The organism is Streptomyces sp. NPDC051576, assembly GCF_040681835.1.
In the GTDB taxonomy this organism is placed as follows: domain Bacteria; phylum Actinomycetota; class Actinomycetes; order Streptomycetales; family Streptomycetaceae; genus Streptomyces.
The window spans coordinates 89,962-112,179 of record NZ_JBFAZO010000008.1 but is presented as its reverse complement, the minus strand read 5'-3'; the positions used below and the strand labels follow the sequence as shown (position 1 = coordinate 112,179).

Sequence of the window (22,218 nt, the reverse complement as noted above, 5' to 3'; positions counted from 1 at the left end):
TCCCCTGTGCGGTCCGAAGAAGGAGAGGCGGCCGAGATGACTCTGCGACGCGAAGCGTTCCTCGACCACGTGGCCGAACGCGGCGAGTACGACTCTCCGGAGGAAGCCGAGCGCGCGGCCCGTGTGGTGCTCGCCCTGCTCGGCGCGCACCTGGTCGGCGACGTCCGCGCCAAGTTGGCGGCGCGCCTGCCGGAGGGCTTCGCCCTGATCCTGCTCAACCCGCTGCACAGCGCCGAGCCGCTGTCCGCGGAGCGGTTCGTCCGCGCGACCGCCGCATGGATCGAGGGCGCCAGCGAGCAGACCGCCGCCTGGGACGTGAGCGCCGTGCTGTCCACCGTCGCCGACGCCGTCGGCGAGGATCTGCTGGGTCAGATCCTGCTCCAACTCCCCGCCGGCTACGACCTGCTCTTCGGCCGCCCCCAGCCCACCTGACCATCCCGCACCCCGGTGCCCGGGCACCGGTGCCACAGCAAGAAAGGCAACCACCCCAGTGATCTCCGACCGGCATGTAGCGCCCCACCAGCCGTACGGGACGGCCTACGAGCAGATGCTGGAGAAGGTCCGCTACGACGGCGCCTATCCCACCCGCGAGAAGGCAGAGGAAGCCGTCCGCCTGGTCCTCGCCGGACTGGGACGTCAGGTGACCGGTGACGAACGCGTCGAGCTGGCGCGCTGTCTGCCCGTGGAAGCCGCGCGGGTGCTGACCGCGCAGATCCCCGACGCGCGGCCGCTGACCGGCTGGGCCTTCGTCAAGGACCTCGCCGCCCGCACCGGCGCCTCTCTGGCCACCACCCGTTGGGACACCGGCTCCGTCTTCTCCGCCGTCGCCGCCTACGCCGGCCCGGACCTGATCACCCGTATCCTCCACCAACTCCCCTCCGGCTACGCCCTGTTGTTCGGCCGCGCCGAACTCACCCCGGCCGCGTAGACGGCTACTGCCGCTGCCCCGACCGCTACAACCGGGCCGTCAGGGCCGTCAGTTCGGACTCGAAGAGCAGGGCCGGGTCGAAGCCCATGCCGGTGAAGTGTCCAGCGAGTTCCAGCGACAGGACGCCGTGCAGTCGGGTCCAGCAAAGCAGCGCGCGGTGGAGGGCCGCGGGCGGGGCGGAGTGGTCGCCCGCCCACTGCCGGCGGGCTTCGAGGTGTGCCTCGAACGATGTCGTCGGGCCCTCCGCCGGCAGCGCGGCGCAGGCGTCCAGCAGGGCCGCCATGATCTCGGACGCGATCCCGGTGACGTCGTCCGGCGCGTGATAGCCGGGAACGGGCGTGCCGTAGATGAGGAAGTACCGCTGAGGGTCGTCGAGGGCCCAGCCGCGCAGGGTGTGGGCCAGGCCGCGCAGGTCGGTGCCGGAGTCGGCGGCCGTGCGGAAGGCGTCGGCGAGGCTGCGGTAGGCGTCCCTGATCAGTTCGGTGATCAGGTCGTCGCGGCTGGCGAAGTAGCGGTAGAGCGCGGGCCCGCTCATGCCCATCCGCTTGGCGATGGCGTTGAGGGAGAGCGCGGAGGCGCCCGCCGTCGCGATCTGCTCCCGCGCGTGTTCCTTGATCTCCGTGCGCACCTGGTCGCGGTAGCGCTCGCGTGGGGTCTTCGTGCCCGTTTCCGCCATGACCGGCCGCCTTCCGCACCAACGGGGATACATACTCAAGCTTGAGTTAGAAGCTATCACGATCGCTATTGACGACCCCTTCTCGCATGAGTTAGAACTCATAACGAACACGAAAGCTCGTAGCTCACCGCGGATCACAGTGGAGGTCGCCATGAACAACACCGCCGACGCACTCGTCGAGGTCGTCCTGCCGGGCAAGGTGGAGCCGGAGGGCCTGGAGGTCCGGCACGGAGCCGTCCCCGTCGCGGGCCCCGGTCAGGTGGTGGTCCGGATGGAGGCGACCGGGGTCTCCTTCGCCGAGCAGCAGATGCGGCGCGGCAGGTACTACGACCAGCCCCCGTTCCCCTTCGTTCCCGGCTACGACCTGGTCGGCACCGTGCTGAGCACCGGCGCCGGCGTCGAGCCCGGCCTGGTCGGCACCCGGGTGGCCGCACTGGTGAAGATCGGTGGCTGGGCCAGCCATGTGCTCGTCGACGCGGCCGACGTGGTGCCGGTGCCCGCCGGGATCGGCGCGGCCGAGGCGGAGACCGTCGTGGTCAACGGCATCACCGCCTGGCAGATGCTGCACCGCAAGGCCCGTATCCGCAGTGGTCAGACGATCCTGGTGCACGGCGCCAACGGCGGCGTCGGCACGGTCCTGGTCCAACTCGCCCGGGCCGCGGGCGTGCACGTGATCGGCACGGCGTCCCCGCGCCACCACGACACGCTGCGCGACCAGGGCGTCGAGCCCGTCGACTACCGCACCCCGGACCTCGGCGCACGGGTCCGCGAACTCGCCCCGCGCGGAGTGGACGCCGTCTTCGACCACGTCGGCGGCCCCGGCATCGTCCAGTCCTGGCGCCTCCTGGCACCGGGCGGCACGCTCGTCTCCTACGGCAGCGCCTCCACCCGCGACGACGAGGGCTCCAAGCAGGCGCCCGTGCTCAAGCTGCTGCGCCAGGTCTGGACGTGGAACGCGCTGCCCAACGGCCGCCACGCCTACTTCTTCAACATCTGGGCCGGGCGGGCCCTGAGCAAGAACCGGTTCCGGGACCAACTGCGCGCCGACCTCACCCAGGTCTTCGCCGCCCTTCAGCGCGGAGAGGTCAACGCCCGGATCGCCGCCCAACTGCCGCTCACCCGCGCCGCCGACGCCCTGCGGCTGGCCGAGTCCGGCACGGTCGCCGGCAAGGTGGTCCTGACGCCGTAGCGCCGGTCAGGTGCGCCATGCCTCGACATGCCCGAGCACATAGTCGGCCAGCTCGGCCGGCTGGAGGTTCAGGGCGGCCACGGCCGGACGGCTCGCCTCGACGCGGACCGGTTCGAAGTCGCCCGTGTCGGGGTCGTCGAGTTCGGGACCGTGGCGGCGGGCGAGGTCCATCTCCAGCAGGTCGGCGAGGAAGTAGTGCTGGACGACGGTGGTCGTCCCGCGCGATTCGGTGAGGGTCAGGAACTCGGCGACGGGCCCGATGGTGGCACCGATCTCCTCCAACGCCTCGCGCCGCAGCGCCGCTTCGAGGTCCGCGTCGTCGGGCTCGACGCTCCCGCCGACGGTCGTGCAGTAGGCATCACCGCCCGGCCAGCCCCGCCTGAGGAACACCAGGTGACCGTGGTCGAGCAGAACGACCCGCGCCTTGTGACGAACCTTCATGGCCGGAGCCTAGGGGACGAGGCCCGCCAAGAGCGGGCAAACCGTCAAGCATCGCCCTCGCACAGGCATACAACTCTCGTTCATATCTACGAACTTGACTCCCGGTGGGTGCCCTACGCGTCGAACCTCTGATAGTTAACTTTCCTATCAGTTCGACGGTACGACCAACTCCTCACCCCCCACCACCATTTGGAGTCCCCGTGGTCCACCCGTTCCACAACCCCGCGACCCCCGAGTCGGCGAGCCCCTCTCGGCGTACGCTCCTGGCGCTCATCGGCGTGTCGGTCGCGGCAGCGCCCCTGCTGCGCACTCCGCGGGCCTCGGCAGCCACCACGGCCGCCGCGGCGATCGGCCTCGACGACCCGGCGAAGAAGGAGATCGCCATGAAGCTGGTGTCGAGCGCGGAGAACTCCTCGCTCGACTGGAAGGCCCAGTACAAGTACATCGAGGACATAGGCGACGGCCGCGGCTACACCGCCGGCATCATCGGCTTCTGCTCCGGCACGGGCGACATGCTCGACCTCGTCCAGCTCTACGCGACCCGCAAGCCCGGCAACGTCCTCGCCAAGTACCTCCCCGCGCTCCGCTCGGTGAACGGCACCGACTCGCACTCCGGACTCGACCCGAACTTCCCCAAGGACTGGCGCACGGCGGCCCAGGACACGGTGTTCCAGCAGGCGCAGAACGACGAACGCGACCGCGTGTACTTCAACCCCGCCGTCAGCCAGGGCAGGACGGACGGGCTGCGCGTCCTGGGGCAGTTCACGTACTACGACGCCATCGTCATGCACGGCGACGGCGACGACCCCACCAGCTTCCGCAACATCCGTGCCCGCGCCCTGCGTTCGGCCAAGCCGCCGGCCCAGGGCGGCAACGAGACGACGTACCTCAACGCCTTCCTCGACGCGCGCGTGTGGGCCATGCAGCAGGAGGAGGCCCACAGTGACACCAGCCGCGTCGACACCGAGCAGCGCGTGTTCCTCCGGAACGGGAACCTCGACCTCGACACGCCACTGTCCTGGAAGGTCTACGGGGACAGCTACAAGATCAACTGACCTGTCCCGTCGGCGCGTTGGGCGGCGCACCGGCGAGCCGGGGCCGTCGTAGCGAGCTGATGGATCGCAGGGACGGACAGCGCGGCGCCAGGGCCCGAGCGTACGGGTCCTGGCGCCGTGGTCGTCCGCGAGCTCCTCGAAGCAGGGCGTTAGGTCCTCGGCCTCGGCTGCCGACGCGTTGGGGCGATCCGGCGCCGACGCGCAGCGCGGTGACATCGCCGACTGCGACAGCCTCCGGGCCGGAGCCGCGGTGGTCGACGGCGCGATCTACGCCGCGAAGCAGCACATCTCCGAGGCCACCGACCCGTCCGCACGCGCGAAGGTCGGACTGAACGCGGTAGACGCCATCGGCGCCGAGTTGGCGGGCACGGGCACGCCCTTCGTGGTCGCCTCCGGGGTCCTCGGCCGTACACCGGGACACCTGCTCACCGAAGAGGCGCCCACTGTCCACGGCCGAGGGGACGCTCGCGGGTTCGTCTCGGCTCTCGTCGGGGTCGCTCGTAAGACGGGTGTCTCCGCCTATGTCGGCGACGGATCGAACCGGTGGCCTTCGGTGCACCGGCGCGACGCCGGGACCTCGTACCGACTGGCGTTCCAGGACATCGCGCAGGCCATCGTTCGCCAACTACGGGTCCCCGCCGTCAGTTTGAGTGGGCCACTGCTTCGGGGAGTTCGGCACAGGAGCCTGAGACGGACCGGGGCGCGGCAGCCGTCCTCCGAGCCACTCGGGCCCGGAGGACGGCTCACCCCCTCAGGCGTCCGCCAGCCAACTGCCGTGGAATCCGGCGGGTACCCGGCGCGGCAGGTGGATGGTGGCCACCGGTTCGCGGGTGAGGTTGTCGGCGTCGAGGATGACCAGGTCGCTGCGGTCGGTCGAGGCGTCGTAGACGTAGGTCATGAGCCAGCCGGGACCGCCGGGCCGATCGTCGGCGGGGGCGAAGGCCGCCTCACCCGGGAAGCGTCCGGGGGCGAAGTAGTGGCTGGCGACGCTCGACTTGCGCAGGTCGTACCGGTGGATCGCGGCACGTGACTCGTTCGGGTCGTACTGCGGGAGTTCCGGAACGGGTGCCGCGGTGGCATGGCCGAAGTCGGCGGGCAGGCCCGCGAGTCGGTCGTCGATACGAGGGAACTCCCCCGGGTGGTCGTCCAGTTGCTCCTCGCTGATCGCGCCGGTGGTGAGGTCGATCGTCCACCGCCACAGATGCGCCGCCGTCGCCACGGTGACGCCGTCCCGCAGGGACGGGTAGCGCATGCCGAGCAGGACGAGGCGCTGACCGTCGTTCTCCTCATGGGAGTTGAGGGTGTGGAAGACATAGCAGGGGTCGATGTCGAACCAGCGGATGGCCCCGTGCGGGTCGTCCCTGCGCAGCACGCCGAGCCTTGCTCCGTAGGTGTCGGACCAGACGTACGGCATGCCTCCGTCCGGATCCATGGCCCGCTCAATGCTGAACACGGCGGGCAGGTCCATGAAGACGACATGGTTCCTGGTCAGGTAGAAGTCGTGCATCATCGTGTGCGCCGGTACGTCGATCGGCCGGCTGACCGTCAACTCGCCCTTGGCGTCGGCTCGGTGATAGGTGAGGTAGGGCGCCGAGAGCCCGCCGTAGCCGTAGAAGTGCAGTTCGCCGGTGACCGGGCAGGTCTTGGGGTGGGCGGTCATCGGGGTGCGCAGGCGGCCGTCGAAGTCGTAGGGCCCCACGGTGTCGAGTTCACGCCCGGCCTCGCAGCTCAACTCCTGCGGGAAGGAGGTCTCGACGAGGGCGAGGGTGCGGCCCGCGTGCCGGACGACGTGGGTGTTGGCGACGCCGGCGGCGAGGTTCATCGTGCCGTCCGGGCCGTAGACCTGGGCGCCCGTGGCGAGGGTGGAGGTGCGGACCCAGCGATTGCGGTAAGAGGTGGCCCTGCCGCCGTCGAGGCGGACTCCGTGCACCATGCCGTCGCCGGTGAACCAGTGGGCCGAGGTGGCCTCGTGGGGGTTGGGCCCGTTGCGCAGGTACCAGCCGGTGAGTTCCGGCGGTACGGCCCCGGTCACCGCCAGTTCGGTGACCGTGATCTCGTCGGGGACCGGGGCGAAGTTCCCGGCGAGGTGGGGAGGCGGAGTGGTCTTGTCCGTGCTCATGGGGAAAGTCCTTGGGATAGCCGTCAGGCGCTTGCTGCTTGCAGGGCTTCGAGACGGGCCTGGACCCGGCGGGGATAGATCGCGGTGAAGACCATGGGGGCGACCAGGCCGATCACGTGGGCGGCGATACCGACCCAGACCGGGGCGTCGGTCGCGTCACTGATCGCCAACACGACGGAGATGAAGGTGAATCCGGACGCCCAGGCCGCCGTGATGTGGTTGTTGACGGTGATGAAGCCCGGGGTGTTCCAGTACTCCTCGGGCGTCTGCCGTCGGGCGATGCCCAGGGTGAAGGGGCTCCGGATGGCCATGCTGCCCCAGGCCGTTCCGGCGAGCCAGACGAAGGAGAGGACGTCACTGTGGTCCTGGACCGACGAGTCGGGTGAGCTGAAGGCGATCGCCCCGATGATGAGGAAGTAGATGATGGTGCTGATCTCCAGGATCATCGCGTCCATCGCCACTCCCCTGCGCCGGTCCTGCAGAAGCAGCAGCAAGCCGACGAGCACGCCCGCCACGGCGCCCCAGCGCCAGTCGACGGCGGAGACGAAACCAGCCGCGATCCATGGGGCGAAACCCCGCAAATAGCCAATGATGCCCACGATGCAGTTCCTTACGGATCGACATTCCAACTTTGACAGGTGGAAGCTAGACGCTCCCAAATCAACATGTCAAGGTAGGAATATTGAACGAAAGTCCACCGGCCTACGACCCCCGGCCGGCCCGCACGTGCCCCACCTGCGCGAATTCCACGACCGGCGCCCGACCTCCACACGACCTCCTTGCCGGGCGCACAGAATCCGCAGGGGTAGTTTCCGACCTGTCAACATTGGAGTGACCCGGGTTAGGGTTGTCGACATGAGCCTCCGCAACGCCCTCCTGGGTCTCCTCGTCTTCCGCCCCGGCAGCGGCTACGACCTGCTGAAGATCTTCAACACCTCGCTCGGGTACGTCTGGCCCGCCAAGCAGAGCCAGATCTACGGCGAGCTGACCAAGCTGGACGCGACAGGCCTGATCAAGGTCACGGACGAGGGGCCCCGAGGGCGCAAGCAGTACTCGCTCACCCCCGAAGGGCACGCGGAGACGGTGCGCTGGCTGACCGAGACCCGGGAGAGCCGTCCGCTGCGCAACCCGATGCTCCTGCAGACCTTCTTCCTCGGACTCCTGCCGCGCGAGGAAGCGGTACAGCGACTCCTCGACCACGCGGAGAGCTCGGCCAAGGAGCAGGACGCCCTCGTCGCCCTCCGTGACACGGAGGAGTGGGACAAGGACATGCTGAGCGCCTGCGGCAGGCTCGTCCTTGAACACGGCATCCGGCAACGGGTGTTGGAGCAGGAGTGGGCCCATTGGGCCGCGGAGCAGTTGCGTGACGGACGGGGTGCGGGTCCCGCCGGGGGGACGGCGACGCCGGACGCGGACGGGTCGAGCGGTGACTCCGGACAGGTGTCCCACTGACCATCACGTCAGGCCTGTACGTATGGCAGAGCCGCTACTCCTGTGGCAGGGCGGGCCTGGCCAGCCCCATCACCTGCTCCACCGCCTCGTTGCTCAGACTCGGTGTCGTGAGGGGAGGGTCGTCGGGACGTTGCCTGATGCCGTTGAGGAGGATCTCGAAGTAGCGGCGCCAGATGTCGGGGCGCCTGCCCTGGGTGAACTGGCTGGCGGCGCTGAGCATTTGCACGATGACGGGGATGTCCGAGGGAGTGACCTCCGTACGCAGATCCCCGCTCTCCTGGGCCCGCCGGATCAGGGCCTCCAGGAAGGGGAGCATGCCGCCCCGCACCGTCTCCATCGGCTCGGAACTATGGCTCCCCAGCATGATCACCTCATTGAGGCCACGATTCTCGGCGAGGTCGGCCGCCATCTCCATGAGGAAGTCCACGAAGCCCTGCCAGGGGTCAGGATGGGCGAGAGCCCGGTCCGCCGACTCCTGCCGCAGTCCGAGATCCTGCTCGAACAGGGCCCGCACGAGAGTCTCTTTGTCAGGGAAACGCCGGTACACGGTCCCGACCCCGACCCCCGCGTGCCGGGCCACGTCGTCGAGCGTGACCCCCAGCCCGTGCTGGCCGAAAACCTCGCGTGCCGCACGCAGAATCTTCTCGCGGTTGAGGGCGGCATCGCGCCTCAGCGGGCGATCGCCCTCCATCGGAGCATCAGCCCCGGAACCCTCAGCCATGGCGCCATGCTAACCCTGCTGATCACGGGCCAGTTCGAGCCGCACACGCTCTCCTCGCCCAGACTCAACCAGCGGAAAACGTTGCAACCACCGTCGGGGTACACTGGCGCCGCCCATGGAGAACCGCGTCGTGCCTGGTCGCACGGCCTTCGCAGCGAGGGGGTGGACGCCGTTCAGGTTCGCCCCGCCCGTATTCAGGATGTCGCTGCCGCCGCAGGTGTCTCGGTGTCCACGGTGTCGAACGTCCTCAACCGGCCCGAGCGGGTCAACGCCCGCACCGCCGAGCGGGTCCGTGACGCGGTCGCCGCGCTCGACTACGTACCGCATCCGGGAGCCGCGGGACTGCGGACCGGCCACTCGTCCTCGATCGGGCTGGTGCTGCCCGACGTGGCCAATTCGTTCTACTCACGGATCGCACGGGGTGCCGCCGACGCGGCCTACGACCACGGCTACTCCCTCGTGCTCTGCGACAGCGGGGACGCGCCCGAGCGGGAGCAGGGCTACTTCACGATGCTGATCGAGCAGCGGGCGGTCGGCGCGGTGGTGGTGCCGCTCGGCGCCGACCCCACCCGGCTCACCCGGCTCCGCGAGCGCGGCATCCCCCTGGTGCTCGCGGACCGTGCGCTGTCGGCCCAGGACGGCTGTTCCGTCTCCGTCGACGACATCGCCGGCGGCCGGGTCGCCGTCGAGCACCTTCTGGACTGCGGGGCCCGCGACATCCTCGTCGTGAACGGCGAGCGCGGGATCGTCCAGTGCGCCGACCGCTACCAGGGCGCCCGCCAGGCCGTGCGCACCCGGCGCGAGGCACGACTGCGCCAGATCGTCGCCGACGAGATGACGGTGGCGTACGGCCTGGAGATCGCCCGCGCTCTCGACGAACTCCCCGACGCGGTCTTCTGCACCAACGACTTCCTCGCCGCGGGCCTGTGCCGCGGACTCGGCGAACGGGGGGTGCGCATACCCGAGGAGGTCCAGGTCGTCGGCTACGGCGACCTCGACATCGCGAGCTTCGTGGGAACGACCCTGACGACGGTCCGCCAACCCGTCGAGGAACTCGGCCGGGCGGCCGTCGGAATGCTGCTCGACGAGGTGGAGGCCCGCGCCGAACACGCCCATGAGACAAGGGTGTTCGCGCCCGACCTCGTCCTCCGGGACTCCACCCGCCCCCCGTCAGACGGGAATCCGTAGCGTCACGGGCCCCATCAGCCCCGAAGCGAGCTGGGACGGGAAGGCCCACGCGGTCGGGGTGGCCTCGGCGAGATAGGGCGCCAGGGTGTTGTGGACGGTTACCTCCAGGCGGACCAACCGCCCTGCGGCGCCCGCGAGTTGGAACCGGTACGGAGGACAGAACGCCTCTCCGACGCCCTCCCCGTCGATGACGACCGACACACTGCCGCGCACCCGCCCGAGATCCAGTACCGGGTCCGGACCTGCGGGGACCTGCACCTCCCGCGCGTAGGTGACACCGCCGCTCCAACTGCCCAGCCCCAGCGTCTTCCAGTCCCCCAGCGGAAGTTGCGCCGGTACCGTACGCACGCGGACCGGCCCCCGCCAGGCCGACCCGCCCCGCAGTACTGCGGTAGGCGCGGTCACGACCTCGAACTCCGTGCTCTCCGCGACCGGTTGATCCAGCGTCAGGTCCTGACCGTCGAGCTGCTTCTCGATGCCGTCGCCGACCCGTACCCTCGCGGGCAACTCCAGTGGCAGGTCCAGCGATACGGTGCCCGGCGGCACGGTGAAGCGGAAGCGCTGGGCGCGTTCGTGGACCGTGTCCGTGGACCGCAGCGGCAGGACGGCGGTGCCGAGCATCGGTGCACCGGTGAGCCACTCGGTGTCCGGCAACGGGTGCGGTCGTACGGCCGCATAGCAGTGCTGCAACTCGCCCCACCGGCCCACGTGTTCGACGGTACGACCGTGCCAGCCTCCCGTCTCCGCCTCCCAACCCGCTCCGCCGACCAGCGCGTCGGCGGAGGATGTCACGCAGTCGACGAACACGGCCTCGCGCGGGTGGACTGCGTCGGCCACCACCTCCAGCACGTGTTCGCCTTCGCCCACGGTGAGTTGGTGCCGGAAGAACATCGGTACCGCGCCCCAGTCGGACTCGTAGTACTCCACCTTCTCCTGGCGCGCGACGACCACCCCGTCGAGCAGCACGGTGACGCCCACCGCGGCACCCACGACGAGTACCGCCTCGCCGGTGGCGGCGAGACGCCCGCGACAGGTGACACCGCCGTAGGGTCGTACGTCCTCCGGCAGGCACATGAACTGCGGGCGGGCCGCGAAGCCGTCCGGGCGGGTCAGGCAGAAGTAGCTGCCCAAGGGTGTGTCGGGCGCGCCGGAGATCAGCAGCGGCCGGTCCTGGGCGTCCCCCAGTTCGTACTCAAGGACGTTGCGGGATCGGGCGATCCGCACGCGGGTGGTGGCGAGGTAACCGGTGCCGGTGTCCAGTCGCTCGCCGTTCCACCACACCCGTTTGGTGGCGGCGGCGCCGATGTGGAGGTCGGCGGGGCCGCGGTGGTCCGTCTCCACGATCGAACGGACCCGGGCGACCGTTCCGGGTCCGGGCACAGGGACGCGTACGAACTCCTCTGATACCAGGCCCTTGTTGCCGAGCAGGCCGTCCGGGTCCGGGATGCCGCGGCTCGACGAGTACAGGGAGACGCTCCAGGCCGCTTCGTCGGTGGGGGTGAGCGGCCGTTCTCCGGCGAGGATCTGTTCGACGGCCGGTGCGTCGAGCGGGTCGGGGGCCTGGGCGGACGGTACTGGCGAGAGGACGCGGACTCGGTTGCCGTACGTCGCGCGCGTCTGCTCCCAGCGTGGGTCGGGGTCGTCCGACTCGGTCGATTCCATGGTCCAGATCTGCGGTTCGGCGACGGAGGCGCCCGCGGGCAGGGCCAGGTCGCCCCAGGTGTTGTCCATGGTGGGGACCAGGCGGCCCTCCCAACCGCTCGAAAGGTCGAACTCCCGCTCCTGCCCGGGGTGTTGTGGTACCGACGGGAGTGTCGGTCGGGTGCCTTCTCGCCATACGACGAGGGCGGCGGGGGCGCCTGCCAGTGGCACCTCGATCGTCGAGGCGCCGTCAGCGACGGTCACGTGGGCCGGTCGGCGGGTGCCGGTCGCCGGGTTCCAGATCTCGGCCTCGGTCACGACCGCGTGCACGGTGACGGTCGAGTGGCGGGCGTAGCGGGCGGGGTCCGCCTCATGGTCGGCGTCGCCGGGCCTCGTGCGGGCGTCGGGGAATGCCCCGGTCACCAGGGCCACCGCCTCAACTCCCTTTCTCCTGACGAGCACTGGCAGCTCGCCCGTCGCGTGTCCGGCGGCGTCGGCCACCGTCGCCGCGCCGGTCTCGGCATCGCTCGCCCGCTCAAGGCGTGGATGCTTCAGCAGCGCCGCCACGACGTTGTCGTCGCCGAACTGTCCTGCGGCCGTCGTGGGCGGTCGGCCCACGACCACCACCCGGCCGCCGCTGTCGAGGAGTTGGGTGAGTCGGCGTGCAGTCTCCTCCTCCAGGACGCTCGTCGAGGGCAGCAGTACGGCGCGGTAGGCGAGGTCTCCGACGCGCAGGGCTCCGTCGGTGGCGGCGGCGCGTTGCACGGAGGCGTCGTCGATGACGTCGAAGGAGATGCGGTGCCGGTCCAGTGAACCGACGTGCGGGCTCAGCCAGTTGTTCGTGCCGCAGAGGTCGAGATAGTGGCGCTGCGTCTCGTCGACGTCGGCGTGCTCGTCGCCGAGGCGGCCGTCGCCGAAGTGCTGGACGGGTGCGTCCAGCGGGATGAGGGCCTGCATGGTTGCGGTGGGGTGCAGGACCGCGACATCGGCGCTGTAGGTGCCCCAGGACATGATCGAGCAGATCCGGGCGACGGCCCGGGAGAACGCCGGGTACTGGCGCCAGTAGGGCTGGCGCCAGTCGGTGGACGGCGGCGCCCACTCGAACCAGCCGCCCGCGGTGCCGAAGTAACTGGCGTGCGGGTTGTACAGGTTGGCGCCGCTGCGCAGGAACGGCAGGAGCCAGTCGTAGGTGTCGGCGAGGGTGCCGCCCCAGCCGGAGGAGTGGAACGCCTCGATCCAGACGCGCTCATGGCCGTAGAGGTGGGCCATGGACGAGTGGACCTTGGAGTCGCCGTGGTGGTCGCTGCCGGCGGCGCCGTACCAGCGATGGGTGCGGAAGTAGTCGGTGTAGATCTGCGTCGACTGGGCCGGGAAGCCCGCTCTCGCGGGGTGGCTCTGGTCGGCTCCGACGAGCATGCCGCGTTCCTCGTGCCAGGCCGCGAGGGGCTTGAAGAGGGCCTCTTCGGTGAGTTCGGCGCGGACGGCGTAGTAGTCGGCGCGGATCTTCGCCGCGCGGGCGGTCGCCGGGCCGAACAGGGCCGGCAGGTGGTCGAGGAGGTCGTAGCCTCGGCGGGCGCGGAACTCGTCGGGGAGGCGGTGGCTCCAGGAGTTGGTGCCGGGCAGTTCGTCCTGGAAGCTGCCCGCGATGACGTTGCCCAGGTATTCGGGGACACGGCGGTCGTACTCGTGGTGGACGGCCTCCAGCAGCAGTCCCACGGCGTGCGGGGAAAGGTAGTCGAAGGCGGTGGGGACGGCGGTGACGAGCCGTACTTCCGTCCCCTCGGCGGCCGCGATCCGGAAGGGGCCCGAGCCGGGATCCACGGGCAGCCGACGGCCCGTCAGGTCATAGGCGGCGACCAGGGTTTCGCCGCCGCACGGCGCGACCGTGCCGCCGACGACGGTGGCCGTGCGGGAGCGCAGTGCCCGGCCGGTGGCGTCCAAGTGCCGTCGGGTGACGGCGCCTTGGACGTTGGCTCCGGAGAACCCGATCTGGTCGTAGAACCACAGGCGGGTGCCGATGTCCCGGGCGATGCGGCAGGCGTCGGTGAAGCGGTCCCACCACTCCTCGCCGAACCACGGCGGGTCGTCGGTCCGGGCGCCGAAACTCGGCCCGGCCGGTGCCAGGTTGATCACCACGAGGTTGTGGACACCGCCGTCCGCGAACCTGCGGAGCTGCCATTCGAGGCGCTCACGGGTGACCTTGGCGCCCGACCACCACCACAGCGGGGTGGGGCCGAAGTTACGCGGCGGAGTGTCGAAGAGCTGCTGGAGCGCGGGAGAGATCATGATGGCGGCGGTCCTTCCGAGTGCGGCTCGGGCACCTCGCGGATCAAAAACGTTTTAGATCGGCTCGATCGTCTGCCACCTGCAATGTTGGCACCGGTCGCGGAGGGCGGGAAGGAGGCCCGCGCTTCTTCCCCTCGAATTACGCAAGGGGGGTTGTTGGAACGTTTTCTGAACCCTATATTCACTGCGACCCCGGCCCAGAGCCGTGAGGAGCCGCATCATGATCCGATTCTCACCTGCCCCGGAACGCCCTGAACAGCCCATTCCGAAGCACTTGTGGAAGGTCGCGGCCCTCTCGGGCATGGCCTCCTACCTGGACGCCGCGCTCATCGTCAGCATCGCCGTCAACCTGGCGATCTACCGCGACAGTTACGACATGGGCGTATGGATGGCCGGGGCGATCAGCGCGATCGTCACCGGCTGCATCGCCGTCGGCTCCCTCGTCGGTGGCCGGCTCGCCGACATGTTCGGACGCCGTCGGGTCTACAACCTGGACATCCTCTGCTACGCGGTGGGCGCGATCGTCATCACGCTGGCGCCCAACGACATCGTGCTCTTCGTCGGGGTGCTCGTCGCGGGGCTGGCGGCCGGCGCCGATCTGCCGACCTCGCTGGCCGTGGTCTCGGACGCGGCGCCCGCCGAGGGCCGGGCGCGGCTGGTGTCCTTCACCCAGGTCATGTGGGTGGCGGGCATCGTCGTCGTCATCTTCCTCGGCTACCTGCTGTCGGACACGGGGCTGACCGGGGCCCGGTTCATCACCGGCCATCTGATCGTCGCCGCGCTGGTCACCTGGCAGCTCCGCTCCCGGCTCAAGCTGGCCGACGAGCCGTCGGAGCCGACCGTGGCGGAGAAGGAGGTGCCGCGCGGTATCGAGCTGAAGAACGTGTGGAACCGCGCCGCGCTGCTGCCGATGGCGGCGACCTTCGTCTACTACGTCACCTGGGGCATCGGCGCCAACACCTTCGGCCAGTTCGGCACTTACCTGCTGGTCACGGTCAGCGGTGCCTCCCAGAGCCTGGCCACCGGGATCAACCTGGCCTTCCTGCCGATCGCGTTGGTGCTGACCTTCGTCTTCGTGCGGATCGCCGACACCCCCTGGCGCGACCGGATGTTCTACGTGTTCACGGTCGTGCAGGTCGTGGCCTTCTGCATCGCCTCCCTCACAGCCGGCGCGCTCGTCGGCATGCTGGTCTTCTTCGTGCTGTACCAGATCTCCAACCCCTTTGCCGGGGAGGCCAGTTACAAGGTGTGGTCGCAGCTCACGCTGCCCCCGGACACCCGGGGCACCACCCAGGGCCTGACCTACGCCCTCTCGCGCGGGGTCTTCGCGGGCGTCGCGTTCGTCACGCCCGCCCTGATGGACTACAGCGCCTCACTCCTGCTCTGGCTGATCACCCTCTGCATGGCGGCGTCGGGGGTCGCGGGTGTGTACGTCATCCATGTCCTGATCCGGCGTTCCCCCGCCACCGCCGCCGCCCCGGCGCCGGGCCTGGGCGTGGCCCGCACCTGAAGCCGCACCGGCACCCGGAAGGAACACCGCCCATGGCAACGACCGACCCCACGACCGTGACCGCGGAACGCGCCGCCACCCTGCGCGAGTTGCTCCCTCCGGTGACCCGCCGCCGTACCCGGATCGGACTCGTCGCGGGCGGGCTCGGCGCCTACTGGCCGCAATTCCCGGACCTGCTACCGCAGTTGAGGGAGTCGTCCGCTTACGTCGCCGAGCGGTTCCAGCGGATGGACGCGGAGGTGACCGACGTCGGATTCATCTCCGACGCCACGGAAGGGGCCCAGGCCGCCGAGCAACTCCGGCGGGCGGACTGCGACTTGATCGTGCTGTTCCTGACGACGTACCTGACCTCGTCGATGGTGCTGCCGATCGCCCAGCGCTCGCACACGCCCGTTCTGGTCATCGACCTCCAGCCGACCGAACGGATGGACCACGCCTCCTTCGACACGGGCGCCTGGCTCGCCTACTGCGGGCAGTGCCCGGTGCCGGAGGTCGGCAACGTCTTCCGCCGGGCCGGGATCCCCTTCCGGTCGGTGTCGGGCTGGCTGCGCCAGGAGTCGGCCTGGCGGCGCATCGAGCAGTGGATCCGGGCGGCGCGGGTGCGGGCCGCGCTCCGGCACGCCCGGCACGGGCTGATGGGGCATCTGTATCCGGGGATGCTCGACGTGTCGACCGATCTGACGCTGCTTCCGGCGACGTTCGGCTCGCATGTCGAGGTGCTGGAGTTCGACGATCTGCGGCACCGGGTGGAGCGGGTCAGCGAGGCCGAGACCCGTGAGCGTACGGAGCTTGCCCGGCGGATCTTCGCCGTGGACGACAGCGTGGTGGACGAGGACTTCGCGTGGGGGGCGACGGTGTCGGTCGCCCTCGACCGGCTCGTCGAGGACTTCGGGCTCGACACCCTCGCGTACTACCACCGGGGCCTCGACGGCGAGCTGCACGAACGGCTCGGCGCCGGCATGATCCTGGGTGCCTCCCTGCTCACCGCCCGGGGCGTGCCGGCGGCCGGCGAGTACGAACTGCGCACCAGCCTCGCCCAGTTGGCGACCCAGAGCGTCGGTGCCGGGGGCTCCTTCACCGAGATCCAGGCCCTCGACTTCGAGGCCGGCGTGGTCGAGATGGGCCACGACGGACCCGCCCACCTCGCCGTCAGCTCCCGCGATCCGCTGCTGCGCGGCCTGGGTGTCTACCACGGCAAGCGCGGCTGGGGCGTCAGCGTGGAGTTCGACGTCCAGCACGGCCCGGTCACCCTCCTCGGCCTCGGCCAGGACGCCGACGGCACCCTGTCGTTCGTCACTTCCGAGGGCACCGTCGTCCCCGGACCGCACCTCACGATCGGCAACACCACCAGCCGCGTCGACTTCGGCCGCGATCCCGGCGAGTGGGTCGACGCCTGGAGCGCGACCGGCGTCGGCCACCACTGGTCCCTGGCGCTCGGCCACCACACCGCCGACTTCCGCGCCGCCGCGAGTCTGCTGGGCATCGAGCATCGGGAGGTCTGAACACCGCTCGGCGATCAGGACCGGCAGGCCGCGTCCCGGTGGCCGCCGAGGTACGCGGTCCGTTCCAACGCCGTGAAGTCGCGGTGTACGGCGGCGCAGATCCTGTCGGCGGCCTGCCGGGGGCCGAGCAGCGTCACGTTCCACAGGCGCGCGGTGCCGTCGCCGCTGCCGGTCGCGAGCGTGTGGCCGTCGGGACCGAAGGCCACGGACCGCACGGGCCCGGTGTGGCCGGTGAGCGTGGCCCGCAGCCGTCGGGTCGCCACGTCCCACAGGCGAACCGTGCCGTCGTCGCTGCCGCTGGCCACGGTACGGCCGTCGGCGCTGAAGGCCACCGCCCACACCTGGTCACCGTGACCCGTCAGGACGGCCAGCTGCTTTCCGGTGGCGGTGTCCCACAGCCGTACGGTGCGGTCCTCGCTGCCGCTGACAAGGGTCCGCCCGTCGGGGCTGAAGGCCAGTGCCTTGACGGTGCTGGTGTGGCCGGTGAGCGTGGCCAGGGTGGTGCCGGTGGTGAGGTCCTGGAGCCGGATCGTCTTGTCGTACGCGCCGGTTGCGAGGGTGTGGCCGTCGGGGCTGACGGCGACGGACCACACGGGCTTGGTGTGCCGGGTGGTGAGGGCGCGCCCCTTGCCGGTGGTCGTGTTCCACTCCCGCAGCTCGCCGTCGTCGTAACGACTGATCAGGCCGCGGCCGTCCGGGGTGAAGGAGACCGACCACACGCTGGACCTGTAGCGCAGGACCAGGCGGGATGTCGCCGTGCGCACGTCCCACAGCCGCACGGTCCCGTCGACGCCGCCCGTCGCCAGGGTGCGGCCGTCGGGACTGAACGCGACGAACCGTACGGCCGAGGCGAGGGTGGCCCGGAGTGTTCCGTCGCCCGTGTTCCACAGGCGGGCCTTCCCGTCGTCGCCGGCGGTGGCCAGGGTACGGCCGTCGGGGCTGAGCGCGACCGAACGGACAGGTCCTGTACGGGAGTTGAGGGTGGCACGGGTCTGCCCCTGGTCGGACTGCCACAGCCGGGCCGTGCTGTCCTCGCTGCCCGTGGCCAGGAGACGGCCGTTCGGGCTGAACGCCACCGACATCACGAATGCCGTGTCCCCGGTGGCGATGACCCGGCTCTCGCCGGTGGCCGGCGTCGTCAGCCGCAGGGTCTTGTCGGCCCCGGTGCTGGCCAGGGTGCGGCCGTCCGGGCTGAAGGCCACCGACATCACCTGGCCGGTGTGGCCGGTGCGCAGGATGTGTCCGGCGCCGCCGCGCGTGTCGAACAACCGGACGGTCTTGTCGCTCCCGCCGGTGGCGAGGGTCCGTCCGTCGGGACTGAAGGCCACGGACCGCACAGGCCCGGCGTGGCCCGTCAAGGTGGTCCGCAGGCGTCCGGTGGGCGGGTCCCACAGGCGCGCCGTGCGGTCCTCGCCGCCGGTGGCGAGGAGACGCCCGTCGGGGCTGAACGCCACCGCCCACACCTGGGCGCTGTGGCCCTTGAGCGTGGCACGGACCTTGCCCGAGGCCACGTCCCAGAGGACCACCGTCTTGTCCTCGGCGGCCGCGATCGTGCGGCCGTCGGGGCTGAACGCCACCGCCACCACCTGGCTGTGGCCCGGGCGTTGGAGCCTGGAGCGGATCTTGCCCGTGGTCACATTCCAGAGCTGAACGCCGTTCTCCCCACCTGCGGCCAGCGTCCGGCCGTCGGGTGCGAACGCGACCGCGTCCTGCGCTCCACCGCCACCGGCGAGCGTGGCCCGGCTCCTGCCCGTGGCCGTGTCCCACAGCCGGACGGTCTCGTCGTCGCTCGCGGTGGCCAGGGTGCGCCCGTCCGGGCTGAACGCCACCGACCACACCTGGGCGCTGTGCCCGCCGAGACGGTGACTCAGCGGCAGGGCGGCAGCCGTGTAGAGGCTGGTGACGGCCTCGGTGGTGGGGCTCGTCCGGTACGACTGGACCGCGAGCAGCGATGCCAGGTCGGGGTCGGTGTCCAGCAACGCCTCGGACTGGGCGGCGAGTTGACGGGACAGTGCCGCGTGCTGGGCGTTCACCGCGTTCTGCCGCTGGGTGAACGCCAGCCCGGCGGCGATGACCGCCAGCACGAGCAGGACCGCCAACGCCCCGCTCAGGGAGCGCAGTCGGCGGGTCGTACGCGCCGTCCCGCGCTGTTCGGCGTCGCGTGTGCGGAGGCTCGTGGTGAGGAACACGCTTTCCAGCGGGGTGAGTTGGGCAGAGCTGTCGGCGGTGGTGAAGGCTTCCTCGGCCGCGGTCAGCCGGGCGCCGCGGTACAGCGCGCCCGGGTCGCGGTCCAACTGGTCCCAGGTGTCGGCGGCTTCGGTGAGTGATCGGCGTCGGCGCAGCAACTCGCGGTCGCGGTCGATCCATTCACGCAGTCGGGGCCATGCGGTGATCAGCGCCTCGTGGGCGAGGTCGACGGTGTCGTCGTCGAGGGTGATCAGCCGGGCCCGGGCCAGCCGGTCGAGGACGACGGTCGGGTCGCCGGTGCCGGCCGCGTCGAGTTCGGCCCGGCGGGCGGGGCGGCTGGTGTCGTCGGCGCCCTCGCCCGGGGCGATCAGCCGCAGCATCACCTGACGGGCGAGCTGGGCCTCCTGCGGGGACAGGCTGCCGTAGAGGTCCTCGGCGGTCTGGGTGATCGCGCCCCGGACGCCGCCCGCGGCCTCGTACCCCTTGAGGCTCAGCGTGCGGCCGCGGCGGCGGCGCCAGGTTTCGAGGAGGGCGTGGGACATCAGCGGAAGGCCGCCGGGCCGGGCGGTGACGTCCGCGACGATCCGGTCGGCCAGGGCCCGTTCGACCGTCAGGCCCTGGGCCGCGGCGGGTTTGACGATGGCCTCGCGCAGTTCCTCCGAGCTCATCGGGGCGACGAGCAGGCTCGCACCCCGCAGGGCGGCCGCGAGGCCCCGGTGCTCGCCGAGCCGGCCGTAGAGGTCCGCACGCATCGCGATCACCACTCGCAGGCGGCCGTCGGGCCGGGAGGCGGCCAGCAGCCGGTCGAGGAAGCGGGTACGTTCGGCGGGGTCCTGGCAGAGCGTGAAGACCTCCTCGAACTGGTCCACGAGGACCCAGGTCTCCCCCTCCTCTCCCGAGGTCTCGGCGGGGGCGAGCGCCCGGGTGTGGGTGCGAGCCGGATGCTCGCCGGGGGTGAGGATGCGGACGGCCGCCGGGCGGGCGCCCGGCCAGGCGTCGTCGCGCAGCGCCGGGACCAGCCCGGCCCGCAGCAGGGACGACTTTCCGCTGCCCGAGGTGCCGACGACGGCCACGAACCGGTTGTCCAGGGCCAACTCCGCGAGATCGGCGACCAGTTGGTCCCGGCCGAAGAAGCGGCCACTGTCGGCCGGTTCGAACCGCGCCAGCCCCCGGTACGGTGGCGTGGCCCCCTCCTCGTCCTCGGGCTGCCGCCCGGCCTCCTCCTCGGCCGCCCGCCGCCAACGCCGCTCCCACTCACCGGGGTCCGCGCCGCAGGCCTCCGCGTACGCGAGGACGACAGCCAGGGACGGGAGCCGTTCGCCGGCCGCCGACTCCGACAGCGTGGCCGCCGAGAAGTCGACCCGGTCGGCCATCGCCCGATAGGTGATCCCCCCTGCCTCCCGCCGGAGTCGACGCAACTCGTACGCGAACCGCTGCACCGGCCCGGCCTCAGGATCCAGCGGACCCTCCGGACGCCCCATGTCACTCCCCCTTCACTACGCGAGGACACCGCCCGTCCCCGTTGAACGACCCGGCGGTACGTCCCGCGCCCCTCCCCCCAGGGGACGCGGGACGGCCTCCCCCGCTGCTTCGAGTTCACCGGGCCGGGAGTTGATTGGCAGCCCTTTCAGGGCACCAATCAATACCGAACGGCCTGCGGGAGAACGGAGTTCGCGCCCTTCCGGGGGCGCCACGCAGACGGATGGCGGCGTTTTCTTCTCCGTAGCCATCCCACTCTCCTTGCTCGTCCGGGGCGACGTCCCGTTGGACGCTGTCGTCGGTGTCCACCCAGACCTGTGGGACGGCGAAGACAAAGCGGGAGGTGTGGTTCTCCAGCGCTTTCTCAGCCGCGCGTTGCTCGAACGCCGCAGCAGTGTGTACGTCGCGCAGGTAGTCGTAGTCGGACAGCACGAGAGTACGGTCGCCCTGCAAGGCGACCATCGCCGGGTAGGCCCGCTCCCGGATGGCACGTTCCAGTCGGCCGGCCACGTCAGCCAACAGGCTCTCGGTGTCCTGGTTCACGTCAGTGGTCGCTTCCCTGCGGTGGGTCGTCCCGGAGCTTGAAGTCGTGGTACACGCCCATGATCTCCACGGAGACACGATCACCGAGGTGAGCCATGTACAGCAGGCTCCGGCTGGTGTGACTGTTCTGGCGACGTGACATGCGACTCGGGGTCTCCAGCACGTCCATCCCGTCCAGGGCCTCCAGCGCCGCGGCCAACTCCTGCACGGTCGCTCGGGCTTGAGTGAGATCGATCTTCAATGTCCCCACCTCCAGGTCCCCCGGAAGTCTCCCGCATACGTGATGCTCGCGGAGCCCTGTGCGGCAGGTTGTCGTTCCGTTCGCCGAGTTCCCAACGACCGAGAGTGCGGCTCTTGCCTGGGCCAGGATCAACGCCCACAACCGTTCTCGATGAGCCGAAAGGGCCCGCCAGTAAGCTGACGGGCCCCCATATGAGGTGGAAGCTAGGTCAAGCGAACCAAACAGGCAGTGAAACCGGTAGGTCCATCAGTTGCTTGGGCGGTCTAGCGGAGCGGGCGGTTGTGAGCACAGATCGGACACCCGCCTTCCCAGAGGCGAACTCTGGCATTGTCAGCCCCTTTACCATCACTGCAGTTCGCACCACTCGCCCAGCTCTTCAAACGCCCTTGCCTCAGCGAAACTCCGCACGGCGTCCCACGCGTGATCGATGCTCAGTACGAAATCACCCGCAAATTCTGTCAGATCGTTCAAGATTGGCACCGTGACTGACCTATCGGTTAAAAGAGTTCCATCCCCGACGAGCAGAGACGTCGTCTCTTCATCAGTGAAGAGGTGAATTACAGCGCGATCACCTTTGAAACTAAGGGTCAGCTGGGGGAACTCGTTGTCCGGAAATCGAACTTCCAGATACCCCTGACCAGGTGAATGCAGTTGGTTGAAGTCCCTCACCAGATCGCGCAGTTCCGAGTGCTTCTCCACTGGGCTGAACTGCCCTGATTCCAGTGACGTCATCGACCACACGACACTCATCTTTCGCCTCCGCAATCCTAGGCATCGCTTGGGCCACGCCTTAGGGGCTCGGTCGTTCCCAACAACTGTCTTGCTGGGAGTCCCGACTTCCCGAGCGCGCCGTTGCCGCTGACCACGGCCTGGTGCGAACGCCCGCGAAAGAACGTCCCCATGCTCAGCCCACCTCGCCGATGGATCTCCACGCTCCATTGAGAAGGGATGGCGTCAGAGACCTACTCAAAGAACTTTCCGCTGCACAGGCCAGCAATGTCACCTGGCGAGTGCTCGCTTCGTAGCGAGGAAGAACCGTCACTCCGTACACGTAGTTCGA

At 70.1% G+C, this 22,218-nt stretch carries 18 protein-coding genes; 8 read left to right on the top strand and 10 right to left on the bottom strand.

The genetic code is table 11. The features are described 5' to 3' along the window. Nucleotides 1–36: 36 nt before the first annotated feature. Together AB0M63_RS26060 and AB0M63_RS26055 are read left to right on the top strand one after the other, a co-directional pair. Entirely contained in the window at nt 37–432 is a 396-nt protein-coding gene (locus AB0M63_RS26060) for a DUF2267 domain-containing protein (protein WP_355915194.1), read from the top strand. Nucleotides 433–490: 58 nt separating this feature from the next. Continuing rightward, nucleotides 491–928 (top strand): DUF2267 domain-containing protein, encoded by a 438-nt coding sequence (locus AB0M63_RS26055; RefSeq protein ID WP_355915191.1) that lies wholly within the window; start codon nt 491–493, stop codon nt 926–928. Between the two features lie 25 nt (nt 929–953). Here AB0M63_RS26055 and AB0M63_RS26050 read toward each other — a convergent pair whose 3' ends face one another. Then, the gene (locus AB0M63_RS26050; RefSeq protein WP_355915188.1) at nt 954–1,604 is read right to left on the bottom strand and encodes a TetR/AcrR family transcriptional regulator; all 651 of its coding nucleotides are present in this window, start codon (nt 1,602–1,604) and stop codon (nt 954–956) included. Nucleotides 1,605–1,755: 151 nt separating this feature from the next. Between AB0M63_RS26050 and AB0M63_RS26045 the strand changes: the two genes are divergently transcribed. Beyond that, a complete protein-coding gene (locus AB0M63_RS26045) occupies nt 1,756–2,793 on the top strand; it encodes a medium chain dehydrogenase/reductase family protein (RefSeq protein ID WP_366021094.1) in 1,038 nt (345 codons plus the stop codon). A gap of 6 nt (nt 2,794–2,799) precedes the next feature. On the opposite strand, the gene AB0M63_RS26040 is transcribed toward AB0M63_RS26045, so the two are convergent. Next, nucleotides 2,800–3,234, bottom strand: coding sequence for an NUDIX domain-containing protein (locus AB0M63_RS26040; RefSeq protein WP_366021093.1), 435 nt, complete (start codon nt 3,232–3,234; stop codon nt 2,800–2,802). A 200-nt stretch (nt 3,235–3,434) separates the two neighbouring features. Here AB0M63_RS26040 and AB0M63_RS26035 point away from each other — a divergent pair, with 200 nt between their 5' ends. Next, nucleotides 3,435–4,289, top strand: coding sequence for a chitosanase (locus tag AB0M63_RS26035; RefSeq protein ID WP_355915180.1), 855 nt, complete (start codon nt 3,435–3,437; stop codon nt 4,287–4,289). 751 nt (nt 4,290–5,040) lie between these two features. Here AB0M63_RS26035 and AB0M63_RS26030 read toward each other — a convergent pair. Together AB0M63_RS26030 and AB0M63_RS26025 are read right to left on the bottom strand one after the other, a co-directional pair. Beyond that, a complete protein-coding gene (locus AB0M63_RS26030; RefSeq protein ID WP_355915177.1) occupies nt 5,041–6,408 on the bottom strand; it encodes a carotenoid oxygenase family protein in 1,368 nt (455 codons plus the stop codon). A 23-nt stretch (nt 6,409–6,431) separates the two neighbouring features. Then, entirely contained in the window at nt 6,432–7,007 is a 576-nt protein-coding gene (locus tag AB0M63_RS26025) for a hypothetical protein (protein WP_355915174.1), read from the bottom strand. Nucleotides 7,008–7,263: 256 nt separating this feature from the next. On the opposite strand from AB0M63_RS26025, the gene AB0M63_RS26020 reads away from it, so the two are divergent. Continuing rightward, complete coding sequence (locus tag AB0M63_RS26020) at nt 7,264–7,860, top strand: PadR family transcriptional regulator (protein ID WP_355915171.1); 597 nt, start codon at nt 7,264–7,266, stop codon at nt 7,858–7,860. A gap of 34 nt (nt 7,861–7,894) precedes the next feature. Here AB0M63_RS26020 and AB0M63_RS26015 read toward each other — a convergent pair whose 3' ends face one another. After that, nucleotides 7,895–8,581, bottom strand: coding sequence for a helix-turn-helix domain-containing protein (locus tag AB0M63_RS26015; protein ID WP_366021092.1), 687 nt, complete (start codon nt 8,579–8,581; stop codon nt 7,895–7,897). A gap of 162 nt (nt 8,582–8,743) precedes the next feature. On the opposite strand from AB0M63_RS26015, the gene AB0M63_RS26010 reads away from it, so the two are divergent. Then, nucleotides 8,744–9,769 (top strand): LacI family DNA-binding transcriptional regulator, encoded by a 1,026-nt coding sequence (locus AB0M63_RS26010; protein ID WP_366021091.1) that lies wholly within the window; start codon nt 8,744–8,746, stop codon nt 9,767–9,769. On the opposite strand, the gene AB0M63_RS26005 is transcribed toward AB0M63_RS26010, so the two are convergent. Then, a complete protein-coding gene (locus AB0M63_RS26005; protein ID WP_366021090.1) occupies nt 9,752–13,696 on the bottom strand; it encodes a glycosyl hydrolase in 3,945 nt (1,314 codons plus the stop codon). The two genes, AB0M63_RS26010 and AB0M63_RS26005, sit on opposite strands and share 18 nt — an antisense overlap. A 220-nt stretch (nt 13,697–13,916) precedes the next feature. Between AB0M63_RS26005 and AB0M63_RS26000 the strand changes: the two genes are divergently transcribed. Beyond that, nucleotides 13,917–15,206: an MFS transporter gene (locus AB0M63_RS26000; protein ID WP_355915159.1), complete on the top strand. Its 1,290-nt coding sequence runs from the start codon at nt 13,917–13,919 to the stop codon at nt 15,204–15,206. Nucleotides 15,207–15,238: 32 nt separating this feature from the next. Beyond that, nucleotides 15,239–16,708, top strand: a complete 1,470-nt coding sequence (locus AB0M63_RS25995) for an L-fucose/L-arabinose isomerase family protein (protein WP_366021089.1) — start codon at nt 15,239–15,241, stop codon at nt 16,706–16,708. 14 nt (nt 16,709–16,722) lie between these two features. Here AB0M63_RS25995 and AB0M63_RS25990 read toward each other — a convergent pair whose 3' ends face one another. The 4 genes from AB0M63_RS25990 to AB0M63_RS25975 all read right to left on the bottom strand — a co-directional run bounded on the left by AB0M63_RS25990 (nt 16,723) and on the right by AB0M63_RS25975 (nt 21,890). Continuing rightward, entirely contained in the window at nt 16,723–20,376 is a 3,654-nt protein-coding gene (locus AB0M63_RS25990; protein ID WP_366021088.1) for a helix-turn-helix domain-containing protein, read from the bottom strand. A 115-nt stretch (nt 20,377–20,491) separates the two neighbouring features. Next, nucleotides 20,492–20,917: a hypothetical protein gene (locus tag AB0M63_RS25985; protein ID WP_355915150.1), complete on the bottom strand. Its 426-nt coding sequence runs from the start codon at nt 20,915–20,917 to the stop codon at nt 20,492–20,494. 1 nt (nt 20,918) lies between these two features. Then, on the bottom strand, nt 20,919–21,158 hold the full coding sequence (locus AB0M63_RS25980) for a hypothetical protein (RefSeq protein WP_355915147.1): 240 nt from the start codon (nt 21,156–21,158) through the stop codon (nt 20,919–20,921). Between the two features lie 345 nt (nt 21,159–21,503). Continuing rightward, a complete protein-coding gene (locus AB0M63_RS25975) occupies nt 21,504–21,890 on the bottom strand; it encodes a hypothetical protein (RefSeq protein WP_366021087.1) in 387 nt (128 codons plus the stop codon). Nucleotides 21,891–22,218: the final 328 nt, after the last annotated feature.

Coding starts and splice junctions, on each gene's coding strand:
- AB0M63_RS26040 (WP_366021093.1), bottom strand. CDS start 3,234: ATGAAGGTTCGTCACAAGGCGCGGGTCGTTCTGCTCGACCACGGTCAC.
- AB0M63_RS26030 (WP_355915177.1), bottom strand. CDS start 6,408: ATGAGCACGGACAAGACCACTCCGCCTCCCCACCTCGCCGGGAACTTC.
- AB0M63_RS25990 (WP_366021088.1), bottom strand. CDS start 20,376: ATGGGGCGTCCGGAGGGTCCGCTGGATCCTGAGGCCGGGCCGGTGCAG.
- AB0M63_RS26020 (WP_355915171.1), top strand. CDS start 7,264: ATGAGCCTCCGCAACGCCCTCCTGGGTCTCCTCGTCTTCCGCCCCGGC.
- AB0M63_RS25975 (WP_366021087.1), bottom strand. CDS start 21,890: ATGACGTCACTGGAATCAGGGCAGTTCAGCCCAGTGGAGAAGCACTCG.
- AB0M63_RS25995 (WP_366021089.1), top strand. CDS start 15,239: ATGGCAACGACCGACCCCACGACCGTGACCGCGGAACGCGCCGCCACC.
- AB0M63_RS26000 (WP_355915159.1), top strand. CDS start 13,917: ATGATCCGATTCTCACCTGCCCCGGAACGCCCTGAACAGCCCATTCCG.
- AB0M63_RS26015 (WP_366021092.1), bottom strand. CDS start 8,581: ATGGCTGAGGGTTCCGGGGCTGATGCTCCGATGGAGGGCGATCGCCCG.
- AB0M63_RS26060 (WP_355915194.1), top strand. CDS start 37: ATGACTCTGCGACGCGAAGCGTTCCTCGACCACGTGGCCGAACGCGGC.
- AB0M63_RS26045 (WP_366021094.1), top strand. CDS start 1,756: ATGAACAACACCGCCGACGCACTCGTCGAGGTCGTCCTGCCGGGCAAG.
- AB0M63_RS26005 (WP_366021090.1), bottom strand. CDS start 13,696: ATGATCTCTCCCGCGCTCCAGCAGCTCTTCGACACTCCGCCGCGTAAC.
- AB0M63_RS26050 (WP_355915188.1), bottom strand. CDS start 1,604: ATGGCGGAAACGGGCACGAAGACCCCACGCGAGCGCTACCGCGACCAG.